This is a genomic window from Lentzea sp. NPDC036955, from assembly GCF_055608005.1.
Genome location: NZ_JBVJRC010000004.1, coordinates 404233 through 419433 on the forward strand (window position 1 = coordinate 404233; position 15201 = coordinate 419433).

19 protein-coding genes are annotated in these 15201 nt (G+C 70.5%); 8 read left to right on the top strand and 11 right to left on the bottom strand.

The window, feature by feature from the left end; genetic code table 11:
* Positions 1–3 precede the first annotated feature (3 nt).
* Both ACZ7CF_RS15350 and ACZ7CF_RS15355 read left to right on the top strand, forming a co-directional pair.
* Complete coding sequence (locus ACZ7CF_RS15350; protein WP_470369816.1) at positions 4–849, top strand: PfkB family carbohydrate kinase; 846 nt, start codon at positions 4–6, stop codon at positions 847–849.
* 23 nt (positions 850–872) lie between these two features.
* Positions 873–1448, top strand: coding sequence for a nucleoside/nucleotide kinase family protein (locus ACZ7CF_RS15355; RefSeq protein ID WP_360394837.1), 576 nt, complete (start codon positions 873–875; stop codon positions 1446–1448).
* Between the two features lie 21 nt (positions 1449–1469).
* On the opposite strand, the gene ACZ7CF_RS15360 is transcribed toward ACZ7CF_RS15355, so the two are convergent.
* Positions 1470–2129, bottom strand: a complete 660-nt coding sequence (locus ACZ7CF_RS15360; RefSeq protein ID WP_470369817.1) for a DedA family protein — start codon at positions 2127–2129, stop codon at positions 1470–1472.
* Positions 2130–2282: 153 nt separating this feature from the next.
* Between ACZ7CF_RS15360 and ACZ7CF_RS15365 the strand changes: the two genes are divergently transcribed.
* Positions 2283–3659: an FAD-binding oxidoreductase gene (locus ACZ7CF_RS15365; protein WP_458429942.1), complete on the top strand. Its 1377-nt coding sequence runs from the start codon at positions 2283–2285 to the stop codon at positions 3657–3659.
* 79 nt (positions 3660–3738) lie between these two features.
* On the opposite strand, the gene ACZ7CF_RS15370 is transcribed toward ACZ7CF_RS15365, so the two are convergent.
* From ACZ7CF_RS15370 to ACZ7CF_RS15390, 5 genes are all read right to left on the bottom strand, one after another.
* Positions 3739–4410 carry a DedA family protein gene (locus tag ACZ7CF_RS15370; protein ID WP_458434286.1) on the bottom strand — a complete coding sequence of 224 codons (672 nt, stop codon included), beginning with the start codon at positions 4408–4410 and terminating at the stop codon, positions 3739–3741.
* Between the two features lie 68 nt (positions 4411–4478).
* Complete coding sequence (locus tag ACZ7CF_RS15375) at positions 4479–4649, bottom strand: hypothetical protein (RefSeq protein WP_360394226.1); 171 nt, start codon at positions 4647–4649, stop codon at positions 4479–4481.
* 38 nt (positions 4650–4687) lie between these two features.
* On the bottom strand, positions 4688–5839 hold the full coding sequence (gene nagA / locus ACZ7CF_RS15380) for an N-acetylglucosamine-6-phosphate deacetylase (protein WP_470369818.1): 1152 nt from the start codon (positions 5837–5839) through the stop codon (positions 4688–4690).
* On the bottom strand, positions 5839–6747 hold the full coding sequence (locus ACZ7CF_RS15385) for an ROK family protein (RefSeq protein WP_360394231.1): 909 nt from the start codon (positions 6745–6747) through the stop codon (positions 5839–5841). Before ACZ7CF_RS15385 ends, nagA begins: the two co-directional genes overlap by 1 nt.
* Before the next feature lie 128 nt (positions 6748–6875).
* Positions 6876–7442 carry a SigE family RNA polymerase sigma factor gene (locus tag ACZ7CF_RS15390; protein WP_065915671.1) on the bottom strand — a complete coding sequence of 189 codons (567 nt, stop codon included), beginning with the start codon at positions 7440–7442 and terminating at the stop codon, positions 6876–6878.
* A gap of 63 nt (positions 7443–7505) precedes the next feature.
* Between ACZ7CF_RS15390 and ACZ7CF_RS15395 the strand changes: the two genes are divergently transcribed.
* On the top strand, positions 7506–7766 hold the full coding sequence (locus tag ACZ7CF_RS15395; protein WP_458429945.1) for a YciI family protein: 261 nt from the start codon (positions 7506–7508) through the stop codon (positions 7764–7766).
* Here the strand turns inward: ACZ7CF_RS15395 and ACZ7CF_RS15400 are convergent.
* The 3 genes from ACZ7CF_RS15400 to ACZ7CF_RS15410 form a co-directional block, all read right to left on the bottom strand.
* Entirely contained in the window at positions 7756–8607 is an 852-nt protein-coding gene (locus ACZ7CF_RS15400; RefSeq protein WP_470369819.1) for an SDR family oxidoreductase, read from the bottom strand. The genes ACZ7CF_RS15395 and ACZ7CF_RS15400 overlap by 11 nt on opposite strands.
* 45 nt (positions 8608–8652) lie before the next feature.
* Positions 8653–9579 (bottom strand): aldo/keto reductase, encoded by a 927-nt coding sequence (locus tag ACZ7CF_RS15405; protein ID WP_458429947.1) that lies wholly within the window; start codon positions 9577–9579, stop codon positions 8653–8655.
* Between the two features lie 70 nt (positions 9580–9649).
* Positions 9650–9934, bottom strand: a complete 285-nt coding sequence (locus ACZ7CF_RS15410) for a DUF427 domain-containing protein (RefSeq protein WP_360394242.1) — start codon at positions 9932–9934, stop codon at positions 9650–9652.
* A gap of 10 nt (positions 9935–9944) precedes the next feature.
* On the opposite strand from ACZ7CF_RS15410, the gene ACZ7CF_RS15415 reads away from it, so the two are divergent.
* Together ACZ7CF_RS15415 and fbaA are read left to right on the top strand one after the other, a co-directional pair.
* Positions 9945–10742 (top strand): TIGR03620 family F420-dependent LLM class oxidoreductase, encoded by a 798-nt coding sequence (locus ACZ7CF_RS15415; RefSeq protein WP_470369820.1) that lies wholly within the window; start codon positions 9945–9947, stop codon positions 10740–10742.
* 57 nt (positions 10743–10799) lie between these two features.
* On the top strand, positions 10800–11834 hold the full coding sequence (gene fbaA / locus ACZ7CF_RS15420; protein ID WP_360394248.1) for a class II fructose-bisphosphate aldolase: 1035 nt from the start codon (positions 10800–10802) through the stop codon (positions 11832–11834).
* Between the two features lie 68 nt (positions 11835–11902).
* On the opposite strand, the gene ACZ7CF_RS15425 is transcribed toward fbaA, so the two are convergent.
* Positions 11903–12742 carry an SDR family oxidoreductase gene (locus ACZ7CF_RS15425; protein ID WP_470369821.1) on the bottom strand — a complete coding sequence of 280 codons (840 nt, stop codon included), beginning with the start codon at positions 12740–12742 and terminating at the stop codon, positions 11903–11905.
* Between the two features lie 84 nt (positions 12743–12826).
* On the opposite strand from ACZ7CF_RS15425, the gene ACZ7CF_RS15430 reads away from it, so the two are divergent.
* Positions 12827–13216: a winged helix-turn-helix transcriptional regulator gene (locus ACZ7CF_RS15430; RefSeq protein WP_360394253.1), complete on the top strand. Its 390-nt coding sequence runs from the start codon at positions 12827–12829 to the stop codon at positions 13214–13216.
* On the opposite strand, the gene ACZ7CF_RS15435 is transcribed toward ACZ7CF_RS15430, so the two are convergent.
* On the bottom strand, positions 13209–14324 hold the full coding sequence (locus ACZ7CF_RS15435) for a hypothetical protein (RefSeq protein WP_470369822.1): 1116 nt from the start codon (positions 14322–14324) through the stop codon (positions 13209–13211). The two genes, ACZ7CF_RS15430 and ACZ7CF_RS15435, sit on opposite strands and share 8 nt — an antisense overlap.
* Positions 14325–14574: 250 nt before the next feature.
* On the opposite strand from ACZ7CF_RS15435, the gene ACZ7CF_RS15440 reads away from it, so the two are divergent.
* A complete protein-coding gene (locus ACZ7CF_RS15440) occupies positions 14575–14982 on the top strand; it encodes a DUF3151 domain-containing protein (RefSeq protein ID WP_360394259.1) in 408 nt (135 codons plus the stop codon).
* Positions 14983–15201: the final 219 nt, after the last annotated feature.

Consider the following 15201-nt stretch of genomic DNA (forward strand, 5'->3'; position numbering starts at 1 on the left):
CAGATGGCAGCCGTGCTGTGTGTCGGGCTCACAACTCTCGACGTCACCCAGCGAGTGGCCGCGTTCCCCGCTCCCGGCGAGAAGGTCAGGTCGGCCGAGGCGCACCTCGCCCCCGGCGGTCCGGCGGCCAACGCGGCACGGGCGGTGGCCGCTCTGGGCGGATCTTCGTCACTTCTCACCGCCCTGGGCGCCGACGCACTGGGTGAATTCGTGCGGGCCGGGTTGGAGCCGGTCCACGTCGTCGCCGTCGAGGGGACGACGCCGGTGAGCATGGTCGTCGTCAGAGATGCTGATGGGGAGCGCACGGTCGTGTCGCGCAACGCCTCGGTGCCGGTCATCGCGCCGGATTTGTCCGATCTCGTGGCCGCCGCGGACGTGATGCTCTTGGACGGACACCACGACGGACTGGCGTTGCCCGCCGCCCGTGCGGCGAAAGCCGCGGGATTGCCTGTGGTGCTCGACGCCGGGAGCTGGAAACCTGTCCTCGATCACCTGTTGCCGCTGGTCGACGTGGCCGCTTGCGCTTCGGGGTTCGAGCGGTCCGCTGCCGAGGTGCACTCGTACGGGGTCCCGCTGGTGGTTCGCACCAACGGCCCCGCACCCGTGACCTGGTCGTGGAACGGCTCGACCGGGGCGGTGCCCGTGCCGGCGGTGCAGGTGAAGGACACGAACGGTGCCGGTGACGTCTGGCACGGCGCGTACGCCTACGCGCTGGCGTCAGGAGCCGACCCGGTCGCGGCCATAGGCTTCGCGTCGCAGGCCGCCGCCGTTCGGGTCGGTGTGATCGGGGACTGGGTTGAGGAGCTGGCACGGTGGCAGGACAGCAGGTCAGGTTCGAAGAGCTGCTAGAGCGGGCCAAAGCGCTCACCGACATGGGCGAACGCAAGATCCTCGGGATCGGCGGAGCTCCCGGCTCCGGCAAGTCGACACTCGCGCGCAGGCTCGTCGAGGCGCTCGACGGGCAGGCCGTGCTCGTCGAGATGGACGGTTTCCACCTCGCGCAGAGCGAGCTGGAGCGGTTGCGGCTGGTCGAGCGCAAGGGCGCGCCGGACACGTTCGACATCCCGGGCTACGTCGACCTGCTCGGCCGCATCAAGGCGTGCGGGCCGGACATGATCTACGCGCCGGAGTTCCGCAGGGAGGTCGAGGAACCGATCGCGTGCGCGGTGCCGGTGCACCCGGACGTCCCGCTGGTCGTGACCGAGGGCAACTACCTGCTGCTCAACTACGACAAGTGGAAGCGCGTCCGGATCATCCTCGACGAGGCGTGGTTCCTGTTCATCGACGAGGACGTGCGGGTGCAGCGGCTCATCGACCGCCACCTGCGGTACGGGCGCACGTTGTCCGAGGCCGAGGAACGCGTGCTGCACGGCACCGACCACGTCAACGCGCTGATGGTGAACTCGTCCAAGGGCTCGGCGGACCTGCTGATCACCGAGGTGCTCTGACCGGGCCGCGGGCCCCCGCCGTCAGCTCCGGCGGGCGGAGGGCTCCAGCTCGGCCGCCTCGTCGATCGGCTTGCGCATCTCCTGCCGGTAGCGCCAGACGCCCCACCCGGTGCCGACGAGGAAGAACGCGACGCTGACGACCAGTGCCGCCGTCTCCAGCCAGGGCAGCTGCTCCAGGACGCCGGCGCCGTAGTAGCCGGCGAGCACGAGCGTCGGCACCCAGGCGACGGCACCGATGGTCGTGGCCAGCGTGAACCGCTTCACGTCCATGCGGGCCGCTCCGGCGATCATCGGCGCGAGCGTGCGCACCCACGGCAGCCAGCGGGCCAGCACGACGGCCCAGAACCCGCGCTGGTCGAGGAACCGGCGGGCCTTCTCCAGGTTCTGCCGGTTCAGCACCTTCCCGTCCTTGCGGGCCAGCACGCGGGTGCCGGTGTGCTTGCCGATGTGGTACCCGACCTGGTTGCCGACCACGGCCACGACCAGTGCGACCGCCGAAAGCGCCCACGCCGAGACCTCGCTGCCGTGTGCCGCCAGGACCACCCCGGCCGCGAAGAGCAGCGAGTCACCGGGCAGGAACAACCCGAAGATGAATGCGCACTCGATGAAGATGAAGCTCAGGACGAGCAGCCACACGGCCACCGGACCTGCGGTCTCCAGCGAGGCGAATGCGTGCGCCACGGTGAACCAGCCTACGTCGTGCCCGCCGGCAGGGCGGCGACATCGGTGCGACGGGCCGGCCAAATCCGGGTTGAGGACGCCCGGTCACCGGGTGAACTCGCCCGTGCTCGTTCACCCTCGAAGGAACCGGCCGGTCCCGCTAGCGTGGCTGACATGGAGACCCTGCTCGGCGAACTCCGCACCGCACTGGGTGACTCGGGCGTGCTCACGGACGCCGACGTCACGGCGGGCTACCAGCGGGACATGATGCCGCTCGCCCCGTTCGGCAGTCCGCTCGCGGTGGTGTTCCCGTCGGACACCGAGCAGGTCCAGGCCGTGGTGCGGGCGTGCGCGCGGCACCGCGTGCCCGTCGTCCCGCGCGGCGCCGGCAGTGGTCTGTCCGGTGCCGCGAACGCGGTCGAGGGCTGCGTGGTGCTCGTGACCACGAAGATGGACGCGATCGTCGAGGTCGACACCGACAACCGGCTCGCCGTCGTGGAACCCGGTGTCGTGAACCTCGACCTGCGCGGCGCGGTGGAGAAGCACGGGCTGTTCTACCCGCCGGACCCGAGCAGCTACGACTGGTGCACGATCGGCGGCAACCTCGCCACCAACGCGGGCGGCCTGTGCTGCGTGAAGTACGGCGTGACCACCGACTCCGTGCTGGGGCTGGAGGTGGTGCTGGCCGACGGCGAGGTGCTGCGGACCGGCCGCCGCACCGTCAAGGGCGTCGCCGGCTACGACCTGACCAAGCTCTTCATCGGCTCCGAGGGCACCCTCGGCGTGATCACGAAGGCCACGCTGGCGCTGAAACCGCTGCCGCAGGCCCCCGCCACGCTCGTCGCCGCGTTCAGCAGCACCGCGACGGCCGGTGCCGCGGTCAGCCGGATCGTCCGCGAGGGCCTGGTGCCGTCGCTGATGGAGATCATGGACCGCACCTCGATCGAGGCCGTCGAGCAGTACCTCAGGACCGAACTCGGCGCCGGTCCCGGCTGTGCGGCGCTGCTGATCTGCCAGTCGGACGCGGGCGGCGAGCAGGCGCGCCACGAGCTGCGCAAGATCGAGGAGATCTGCCTGGAGGCCGACCTCGTGTACGCCACGCACGACGTGAGCGAGGGCCGTGACCTGCTGACCGCGCGCCGGGCCGTGCTCACGGCGCTGGAGGTCTACGGCTCGTGGCTCACCGACGACGTGTGCGTGCCCCGCACCCGCATCGCCGAGCTCATCCAGGGCTGTGAGGACATCTCCGCGGCGACCGGCCTCAAGATCGCCGTCGTGGGCCACGCCGGTGACGGCAACATGCACCCGACGATCGTCTACGACCCCGCGGACGCCGACCAGTTCGCCCGCGCCCGCAAGGCGTTCGACGACATCCTCGCCCTCGGGCTGGCGCTCGGCGGCACGATCACCGGCGAGCACGGCGTCGGCAAGGTCAAGCGGGAGTGGCTCGCGAAGGAGATCGGCCCGGTCGGCCTCCGCGTCCACCGCGAGATCAAACGCGCACTGGACCCGGAAAACCTGTTCAACCCCGGTTCGATGTTCACCCCCTGACCCCCTTGCAGATGCCGGCAGAGGCAGGGCGCGCAGGCGGTGACCGCAGTCGACCCGGTGGCCGCCGCCCGGCCTGGGCTCAGCGCTCGACGCGGGGGATGATCTGCGTCGAGTCGTCCTGGAGCTGCGCCTCCATGACCTGGGTGATGTCGTCCGCCTCTTCCTCGATGAGCGACTTCTTCTCCCGGCGGGCCTTGACGACCTCGATGATGATCGGGATGAACGAGATCGCCACGATCGCGAGGAGCGTGATCTCCAGGTTGTCCTTGATGAGCGCGATCTGGCCCAGGTAGTACCCCAGGACGGTCAGACCGGCAGCCCACGCCACTCCGCCGATGGCCGAGTAGGTGAAGTACTTCTTCGCGTCCATGCGGCCGATGCCCGCCATCGCGGTGATGAACGTGCGGACGATCGGCACGAACCGCGCGAGGACGATGGCGCGCGGGCCGTACTTGTCGAAGAACTCCTGCGTCTTGTCGACGTACTCCTGCTTGAAGATCTTCGACTCGGGTTTGTTGAACAGCGCTGGACCGGCCTTGCGGCCGATGTAGTAGCCGACGACGTTGCCCACGAAGGCGCACACCGTCAGCAGCACGCAGACCAGCCAGAGCGGCGTCGAGATGTGTCCGGCCGCGACGAAGAGTCCCGCCGTGAACAGCAGCGAGTCGCCCGGCAGGAAGAACCCGATGAGCAGACCGCACTCGGCGAAGACGATCAAGCACAGCCCGACGAGCATCCACGGGCCGAGCATCGTCAGCAGTTTTTCGGGATCCAGCCAGTCAGGGCCCAATGCAATCGTCACGGCGACAACGGTACAGGTCAGCCGAGCGTGATCACTGCGGCCACCGTGCCCGCTGCCAGGCCCAACAGCAGGGCGAGGCCCAGCACCCACCACGTGGACATGGGTGCGGGGCGCTCAGGAACAACCGGGGCAGATGCGACAAATCCGGCATTCGTGCTGGTCGCCTGCGCGCGCAGTGCGTTGGTCACCAGTCGCTCCGGATCCTCCGCCATGCCCCGCCCTCAGCTCAGTCCTGGACCCACTCGCCCTTGCTCATCACGTCCCTCGGCTTCAATTCTGCATCGAGGACGACGAGGTCGGCGGCGCAGCCCGGTTGCAGCTTGCCGGTCTCCAGGCCGAGCAGCTCGGCGCCGCGGGTCGCGGTGGCGTACGCGGCCTCCACGAGCGACAGCCCGCACGCGTTCACGGCGTTGCGGAACGCCATGTCCATCGTGAGCGTGCTGCCGGCCAGTGCGGCGCCTCCTGCCAACGTTGGAACGCCGTCGACGACGCGCACCTCGAGGCCGCCGACGTCGTACACGCCGTCGCCCACGCCCGCCGCCGCGATGGCGTCGGTGATGAGGACGGTGCGCCGCAGACCGGCGTGGCGGGCGGCCAGCCGGACGGCGGTCGGGTGCAGGTGCACCAGGTCGCAGATGAGCTCGACGGTCACGCGCTCGTCGTCCAGCAGCGCGCCGATCGGGCCGGGCTCGCGGTGGTGCAGCGGCCGCATGCCGTTGAACAGGTGCGTGGCCACGCTGGCACCGGCGTCCACGGCCGGGCGGACCTGCGCCTCGGTCGCGTCGGTGTGGCCGATGGCGGCGAGGACACCGTTGTCAACGAGCTGGTGCACGGCCTGGACCGCGCCCTCCAGCTCGGGCGCGACGGTGATCATGCGGACCGTGCCCTTGCCCGCGTCGAGCAGCTTCGTGACCGCGCTCTGCTCCGGCGGGCACAGGATCGCCGGGTCGTGCGCGCCGCAGCGGGCCGCGGACAGGAACGGGCCCTCCAGGTGGATGCCCGCGACCACGCCCTCCTGGACCAGCTCTGCCAGCGCGGAGACCTGGTCGGCCAGCTCCGGCACCGGGCGCGAGACCAGCGACGCGAGCAGCGTCGTGGTGCCGTGCCTGCGGTGCGCGGCCGCGGCCTTGCGGACCTTCACCGGGTCGCTGCTGGTGAACGCGTCACCGCCACCGCCGTGGCAGTGGATGTCGACGAAGCCGGGCACGATCGTGCCGCCGCCGACGTCGGTCGTGGGGCCGTCCGGTACCGCTCCCACACCGACCCCGGCGATGCGACCGCCCCGGACGCTCACCCACCCGTTCTCGAGCACCCTGTCCGGCGTGACGACCCGACCACCGGTCAGGGTCACGTCGACCGGTCCACCCCACGTGCTCATCACGCCTCCAGCGTGTCGATGGCCAGCAGCGCCGCGCCGAGGAAGCCCGCCTCGTCGCCGAGCGCCGCGAGCCGAAGCTCCGGTCGGCGCTGGAAGGCGATCAGGCCGTCCAGCCTGTCCTCGAGCGGCTCCACCAGCAGGTTTCCCGCCAGTGCGAGCCCGCCGCCGAGCACCACGGCCTCCGGGCCGAGCAGCGTCGCCAGCACCAGGACTCCCCTGGCGAGCGCGTCCACGGCCTCGTGCCACACGGCGACGGCGTCCTCGTCCCCGGCTCTCACCAGGTCCGCGACCTCGGCGGCACCGTGCACGGCCCGTCCGGTGCGCGCGGTGTAGCGGCGGGCGATGGCGGCGGAGGACGCCACGGTCTCCACGCAGCCGACCTGCCCGCAGGCGCACGGCACGCCGTGGCCGACGTCCACGTGCCCGATCTCGCCCGCGTACCCGCCGCCGCTGAAGATCTGCCCGTCCAGCAGCAGCGCGCCGGCGATCCCGGTGCCGATCGGCATGATCACCGCGTTGCGCAGGCCCTTCGCGGCACCCATCCGGCACTCGGCCAGACCCGCGGCGCGCACGTCGTGGCCGAACGCGACGGGGACGCCGAGCCGTTCGGTCAGGACCTCGCTGAACGGGAACTCGCTCCACGGCAGGTTCGTCGTGTACACGCCGACGCCGTTGGCCTCGTCCACGATGCCCGGCGCCACGATGCCCACGGCGTCGATCTCGTGCTCGGAGGCCCCGCGGAGCTCGTCGACGAGCTCGGCGAGGACGTCCAGCAGCGGCTCCAGCTGTGCCGGAGTCGCCCTGCGCGCGTGCTTCTGGGCCACCACGGCTTCCGAGGTGCCGGTGACCAGCGCCGCCTTGGTTTCGGTGCCACCGATGTCGACGGCGACCACGTGTCTGCGTGCCACGGGGTGTGATCCTGCGGCATCGGAGCCCTATTGGTCTATACCAAGCACCGGATTGGGCGCGTGTTCCTGCGACCGGAAACCGCCTTCATCGGGCAAAAGGGGTGTCCGGTGGGCGGTGCGACGTTGCCTCAGCGGCCGGCCATGAGCTTCTGCAGCGCGTCGAGGGCCCGGGACGCGGTCGACTTGACCGTGCCCTTGGAGATGCCGGTGGCCTCGGCGATCTCGGCCTCCGACAGGTCGCCGTAGTAGCGCAGCACGAGCACCTCGCGCTGGCGCGGCGGCAGCTGCTGGAGCGCCTTGACCACGGCCTGGTGCTCCGCGGTGAGCATGGCGAGCGACTCGGCCGAACGTGCGTTCGCCACGTGCGGAGGGGTGTAGTCGCGGGCGGTCTTGCGGCGGCGCAGCACGCTGCGCGAACCGTTGACCACGGCCGTGCGGAGGTAGCCCACGGCGGCCTGGGCGTCGCGCAGGCCCTTCCAGTTGCGGTGCAGGCCCGTGAAGGCCTCCTGCACCACGTCCTCCGCCGTCGCCGGCTCGTCCACCAGCAGCAGCGCGAGCCTGATGAGGCGCATGCGGTGCTGCTTGTACAGGTCTTCGAGCGTCAGAGGCCCTGCGGGAGGTCCTGCGACGCCGTCCTTGATGCGCAGGTTGGTCAGGGTGTCCTGCACGCTGCGCGGGGTTTCGTCGCCAGCCACGAGGTAGGACGGTACCGGTCACGTCGCTACGGTGGTGCCATGGCCCGCTTTGCAGTCGAATTGGTGTTCGGTTCAAACCGTGACGAGCGTCTCGCGGCGCGCCCGGCGCACCGCGAGTACATCGCCTCCCTCGCCGAGAAGGGCGTGGTGCTCGCCGCCGGCCCGTACTCGGACGACACCGGCGCGTTGATCATCTACGAGGCCGCGGACGAGACGGCCCTCCAGGAGATCATCGCCGCCGACCCGTACACGCCCGCGAACGTCGTCACCAAGTGGGACGTCCGCCCGTGGAACGCCCTGCTCGGCTCCTGGCTCAACGGCTAGCGGCCTGCCCGCCGGGCCCGACCAGACCGGACGTGTCGTTCGCGGCCATCTGCCGGTCGGCCTCGGCCACCTCCGCGACCGCCTGGCGGTCCACGACCACCGGCGTGAACGCGCGGAAGTACTTCAGAGCGCCGACCCAGCCGGGGACGTGGACCGCCTTCGACCGCTTCTCGATGCCCTTGACCACGGCCCTGCCGACGTTGCGGACCGGGTACTTCTTGCTCGCGACCCCCGGCATGCCCTGGCGCAGCTTGCCGAACACCGGGTGCTCGTCGGCGCTGTTGACCATGTCCGTGGAGATCCACGAGAAGTACGCGGTGCCGACGTCCACGCCGAGGTGCCGCACCTCCGCGCGCAGGCTGTCCGCGAACGCCTCGCAGCCCGCCTTCGCCGCCGAGTAGGCCGCGTTGCCGGGGATGTGCACGATCGCCGCCAGCGACGACACGACCATGCAGTAGCCGCGGCTCTCGATGAGGTGCGGCAGCGCCGTGCGCACCGTGCGCCACACCCCGAGCAGGTTGACCTCGATGACCCGTTCGAACGCCTTGGGGTCCATCGAGCGCACGAAACCGGTGGCGGCGATGCCCGCGTTCGCGACCACCACGTCGATGCCGCCGAAGTGCCCGGCGACCTCGTGGAAGGTGCGTTCGAGCGCGTCCCAGTCGGTGACGTCGACCTCCCACGCCCTGCCGCCGGTCTCCCGCGCGACCTCCTCCAGCTGGGCCTTCTCGAGCCCGACGAGCGCGAGCCGAGCCCCGCGTGCGGCCAGCTGCCTCGCCACCTCGGCGCCGATGCCCCTGGCCGCGCCGGTGATCAGTACCACCTTGCCCGTGACGTCCATGACCACCACGGTAACGCAACCTACTCCCAGTAAGCTACTGGCAAGTTAAATTGCACTCAGACGGTCCACCTCGGCCTGCGACAGCTCCAGCTCCAGCACCGGCGTGAGGTCGCTGAGCTGCTCCAACGTCCTGGCCGACGCGATCGGCGCCGCCACCGTCGGCTGCTGGGCGAGCCACGCCAGCGCCACCGCGGCAACCGTCGTCCGGTGCGTCTCGGCCAGCTCGTCGAGCACCTCCAGCACCTGCAGGCCGTGCTCGTCGAGGTACTTCGACGCGGCACCCGCCCGCTCGCTGCGCACCTCCACGCCGGGCCGGTACTTGCCGGTGAGGAAGCCCTTGGCGAGCGACCAGTACGGCACGGTCGCGAGGCCGTGCTCGGCCACGACCGCCTGCAGCTCGCCCTCGAACCGGTCGCGGCTCACCAGGTTGTACTCGGGCTGCAACGCGACGAACTTCGCGAAGCCCTCGCGCTCCTGGACCTCCAGCGCCGCCGCGAGCCGTTCGGCGGAGAAGTTGGACGCGGCGACGTAGCGGACCTTGCCGTCCCGCACGAGCTGGTCGTAGGCGGCGAGCGTCTCCTCCAGCGGCGTGTCCGGGTCGTCGAGGTGGTTGTAGTAGAGGTCGATGTGGTCGACGCCGAGCCGCTTCAGCGACCGCTCGGCCGCCGTCAGGACCGTGTCGCGCTTCTGGTTCTTGAAACCGGCCAGCATGCCGACCTTGGTGGCGACCACGACGTCGTCGCGGTCGCCGCGCCTGGCGAGCCACCTGCCGATGATCGTCTCCGACTCGCCGCCGGAGTTGCCGTCCGCCCAGGCCGAGTACACGTCGGCGGTGTCGACGAAGTTCCCGCCCGCCGCGACGTAGGCGTCGAGCACGGCGAACGAGGTGTCCTCGTCGGCGGTCCAGCCGAAGACGTTGCCGCCCAGGCAGAGCCGGGACACGTTCAGGTCAGTGGTGCTCAAGATCCCCATGTTCCGACGGTAGTCCGCCGTGGCCGGGGACACGTGACGAGATCGGCGGGTGGAACACGGGCCGGCCGGCTCAGGCCGTGATCTCGACGCCCTTCCAGAACGCCACGCGGCCCTTGATCTCCTTCGCGGCGTCCTTCGGTTCGGCGTAGTACCAGGCGGCGTTGGTGTTCTCGGCGCCGTCGACCTGCAGCGAGTAGTAGTTCGCGGTGCCCTTCCACGGGCAGACGGTGGTGTGGTCGGTCGGCGTGAGCACCGCGGGGTCCACGGAGTCCAGCGGGAAGTAGTGGTTGCCCTCGACCACGACCGTGTCGTCGCTCGAAGCGATGATCTTGCCGTTCCACTCAGCGGTTGCCATGGTCTCCACTATGCCTTCGAAAGCGTCGCTCGGAACGTTCGGTGTGCGGGGCTCGCACGTGCAGTGGGCCGACGGGGTCGATCGGATCGCCGAGCTCGAACAGCTCGGCTACGGCACCTTCTGGATCGGTGGCTCGCCCGACGTCGGGCTGGTCGGCAGGGCGTTGGCCGCGACCGGGTCGATGACGATCGCCACCGGCATCGTCAACGTCTGGCAGTCGGAGCCGGAGGAGGTAGCCGCCGAGTTCCACCGGCTCGCGAGCGACCGGTTCCTGCTCGGCGTCGGCGTGGGCCACCGGCAGCTGGACCAGGCGTACGAGAAGCCCTACGACAAGCTGGTGGCGTACCTGGACCGCCTGGACGTGCCGACCGAGTCGCTCGTGCTCGCCGCGCTCGGCCCGCGGGTGCTCCAGCTCGCCGCCGACCGCACCGGCGGCGCGCACCCGTACCTCGTCCCGGTCGAGCACACGGCGCACGCGCGCGAGGTGCTCGGCGACAAGGTCCTCGCTCCCGAGGTGACCGTCGTCGTCGAGGCGGACCCGGACCGGGCGCGGGCGATCGCACGCGAGCAGCTCGCGTTCTACTTCACGCTCACCAACTACACGGACAACTGGCTGAGGTGGGGTTTCTCGGCCGACGACGTCGCCGGCACCGGCTCTGACCACTTGATCGATGCACTCGTGGCGTGGGGAACCCCGGACCAGGTCGCCGCCAAGTTGCGCGCGCACGTCGACGCGGGAGCCGACCACGTCGCCATCCAGTCGCTGAACGGGCACTACGCCGAACTGGCCGCCGCGTTGGGCCTGTGACCCAGCCTCGTAGGATGCCGGTGATACGGCGTTCAGGGCACCTGAGGAGGACGACCGATGCCCATCGCAACTCCCGAGGTCTACGCGGAGATGCTTGACCGGGCCAAGGCGAACGAGTTCGCCTACCCCGCGATCAACGTCACTTCTTCGGAGACTCTCAACGCGGCTCTCCGCGGGTTCGCCGAGGCCGAGAGCGACGGCATCATCCAGGTCTCGACCGGTGGTGCCGAGTTCGCCTCGGGCACCAAGGTCAAGGACATGGTGACCGGCGCTGTCGCACTCGCCGAGTTCGCGCACGTGGTCGCCGCGAAGTACCCGGTGAACATCGCGCTGCACACCGACCACTGCCCGAAGGACAAGCTCGACGGGTACGTGCGTCCGCTCATCGCCATCAGCCAGGAGCGGGTCGACAAGGGCGGCAACCCGCTCTTCCAGTCGCACATGTGGGACGGCTCCGCTGTTCCGCTGGAGGAGAACCTCCAGATCGCGAGCGAGCTGCTCGACCTGTCCGCCAAGGCGAAGATCGTCCTCGAGATCGAGGTCGGCGTCGTGGGCGGCGAGGAGGACGGCGTCGACAACGAGATCAACGACAAGCTCTACACGACGCCCGAGGACTACCTGAAGACGGTCGACGCGCTCGGCGCCGGGGAGAAGGGCCGCTACCTGCTGGCCGCGACCTTCGGCAACGTGCACGGCGTCTACAAGCCGGGCAACGTGAAGCTGCGCCCGGAGATCCTCAAGCAGGGCCAGGACGTCGCGGCGGAGAAGCTGGGCCTCGCGGCCGGCTCGAAGCCGTTCGACCTGGTCTTCCACGGCGGCTCCGGCTCGCTGCTGGAGGAGATCCACGAAGCCGTGTCGTACGGCGTCATCAAGATGAACATCGACACGGACACGCAGTACGCGTTCACCCGTCCGATCGCGGCGCACATGTTCGCGAACTACGACGGCGTGCTGAAGATCGACGGCGAGGTCGGCAACAAGAAGGCCTACGACCCGCGCAGCTACCTCAAGGCAGCTGAGCAGGCCATGGCCGCCCGCATCGCCCAGGCGTGCGAGCACCTCAAGTCGTCGGGCCGCATGATCGCGGGCTGATTTCCGACCGCACGCGGGGACCTTTCGTACTCTCGGAGAGTACGAAAGGTCCCCGCGTGCGTTTGCGGCTAGCGGAAGGACTCGGCGTTGCGCGTGGCCCAGTCGGCGAACGGGCGCGGGGCGCGGCCGAGCACGGCCTCGACGTCCGGGCTGACGCGCAGCTCGGCCTCGGTCGGGGCGCCGATGATGTCGAGGGTGTCGTCGGCGAGCTCGCCCGGCATCATCCGCTCCATGCCCGCCTTCGCCTCGGCGCGGGTGAGCTCGTGGAACCGCACCGGTTCGCCCAGCGCGGCGGCGATGGCCGCGGTCTGCTGCCGCGGCGTGACCACCTCCGGGCCGGTCAGCTCGTACACCCCGCCGCTGTGCCGGTCGTCGGTCAGGCAGGCGGCGGCGACCGCCGCGATGTCGGCCGGGTCGATGACGGGCACGCCGACGTCCCCGAACGGTGCCGCGACGAGCCGCTGCGCGCGAACGGACTCCGCCCACCACAGCGCGTTGGACGCGAACCCGCCCGGCCGCAGCAGCGCCCAGTCGGCCCCGGACTCCCGCACCCCGTCCTCCAGCGCCCGCAGCTGGACCCGCGTCGTGCCGAACGGCCTGGTCACCACGCTCAGCGAGGACAGCAGGACGATTCGGCGGACCCCGCTCGCCACCGCCGTGCCGATGACGTCGGCCGGGTTGGCGCCGACCGCGTGCAGGTCGCCCGACAGCAGCAGGAACAACGCCTTCGCGCCCGCCAGGGCGGGTTCCAGACCCGCCGGCTCCGCCAGGTCGGCCACCACGTGCCGCACGCCGTCCGGCACCTCCGCCGAGTGCCGCGACACCGCCGTCACCTGCTCTCCGGCCTCGGCCAGCGCCCGCGTCAACGGCCGGCCCACGTTCCCGGTAGCCCCGGTCACCACGATCATGAACAGCTCCTTCGTCGTTGTCGGCACGACGCTAGGAACCGGGCTAACTCCTGGTAAGGACGTACCTGGAGGTAAGCTCAAGACGTGACGGGAGGTGTCCAGGTGGACCAGACCGAGGTCAAGGCGCGGTATGAGGTGTTTCACACCGACTGCCCGGCGCGCGACATGGTCGACCACGTCACCAGCCGGTGGGGCATCTGGGTGCTGATCTCCCTGCGCGGCGGCGACCTGAGGTTCTTCGAGCTGCGCGACAGCATCCGCGGCATCAGCGAGAAGATGCTCTCCCAGACCCTGCGCGGGCTGGTCGAGGACGGTCTCGTGTGGCGGCACGTCGAACCGACGACCCCGCCGCAGGTCACCTACGGGCTGACGGGGTTCGGACGGGACCTCGGCGAACCGCTGGAGGAGCTGTTCGGCCGGATCACGCGGCACCTCACGGCGTCCGGCCTGACCCGGCCGCAGCCGGTCAGCTGAGTTTCAGCCGCGCGGCCAGCTGGTGCGCCTCCGGCCGGTGGATCACCAGGTCGCCCACGGTCCACAGCACCGCCAGCAGCACGGCCGTGACCGCCGCGGACGAGAACGAGATGGGCGGCGCCCACAGGTACTCCTGCTGCGCCCAGATCCCCACGTACCCGATGGTGGTGACCGCGGCCGACCCGAGCACCGCGGCGGCCGGCGTCGGCATCTTCACGACGTGCGCCGCGTCGATCGCGAGCCCCACGACGACCAGGAACAGCGGCACGGCGGACTTCGGGAAGTCGATGCCCGCGAGCAACGGCCAGATCAGGCACCGGTAAGCCACGTACCCGCCCGCGACCGCCGTGGCCGCCCAGACCCGGTCGGTGGTGCGGCGCGCGATCACGAGCACGACGGCCGCGGCCACCAGCCCCCACACCGGGTAGACCCAGTCCGCGATGGGCAGCGCGAAGTTGACCACCGCCTCCCGGCCGACCGGGACGCCCAGCTGGTCGGCGGCGAACTGCAGCAGGATCGGCTCGGCCTCCGGCTTGCCGCTGTCGTAGGCCTGCAACGCGCGCACGCCGTACTCCTGGTGCTGGTTGGGGAACCAGACGTTCTCCAGGACGAAGAACCACAGCGCCACCAGCCCGAACGTCCGCCAGTTGCCCGCCGGGAAGTACTTGATCCACCCGCGGATCGCGCCCGCCAGCATCACCGCCGTCCCCAGGTACAGCAGCGCGTGCGAACCGGACCAGCTGGTGATGTCGAGCCCGTTGATCCGGTGGTTGATCACGTCGATCGGCAGCGCGACCAGGAAGATCCCGCACCCGACCTGCATCAGCCGCAGTGCGGCCTTGTCGGCGCCGTACCCGGTGAACGTGTGGAACAGCGTGAGGCCGACCACGATCGCCGTGCCGACCGTGTTGATCAGGTGCGGCGGCGCGAAGTCGTCGCGCAGCCACTTGAAGTGCCACGAGACGTCCCACGACGAGCCGATCAGCTTCAGCAGCAGCCCCACGAGCCACAGCTGGTACAGCTGCCTGGTCAGCGCCGCCGGCGTCTCCCTGCCGGGCACACCCCGCTCCCAGTACGTGTCCCGGAACTGCCTAACCCCCTGGATCATCCGCCCATCATGAGGTGACAGTGGGTGATCATGTTGCCGAAACGCCCCTGGTTTTACCCTGATGTTTCCAATTCGTGTGCACGGACGAGTGAGTGTCATTGCTCCGCCTGGTCCAGAACGGCACCATGCACGCCCATGGGCAAGAAGATCGTCGCCGGTGTGCTCGTCACTGCTCTGCTGCTGGCCGTCGTGGCCGCGGTCATGCGGCTGTTCCTCTCCTAGCCGCGCGCCGTGCGGCAGGATGGACCGCATGGTTGAGAACCTCCTGGGCCCCGGTCCGACCCACCTGCCCGACCGTCCGGAAGCGCAGGCCGCGGCCGACGGCGGGACCGACCCCGCCAAGATTGTGCGCGCGTACCCGGACTTCTCCGAGGCGTGGGCCCTGCTCGCGGAACGGGCGCTGCAGGCCGGCGACCCGGTCGCCGCCTACGCCTACGCCCGCACCGGCTACCACCGCGGGCTGGACCAGCTCCGCCGCTCCGGCTGGAAGGGCTTCGGGCCCGTGCCGTGGGACCACCGGCCCAACCAGGGCTTCCTGCGGGCGCTCGCCGCGCTGGCGCTGGCCGCGCGGGAGATCGGGGAGGACGAGGAGTGGGAGCGCTGCTCGAAGTTCCTCGCGGAGTCCGACCCCCAGGCCCCGGCCGCCCTCGGCCTCTGATCCCACCCCTGGCTGTCCAGGCGTCTGCGAGTACCACCAACCCTTGATCGAGACGCCGCTGACTGCACCCAACTCGCGCACGGGGCGGTTCGCCGTCCCGTGCGCGCGGTGTGAGGCTGCTCGCCATCGCGGATCGAATCCGGGTCCCCGCAGGTTGTGCCTGGTGGCCGTGGGACGAAGACTGACGGCGGCAGGTGCGGCGGAAGACGGGGTGGCAGT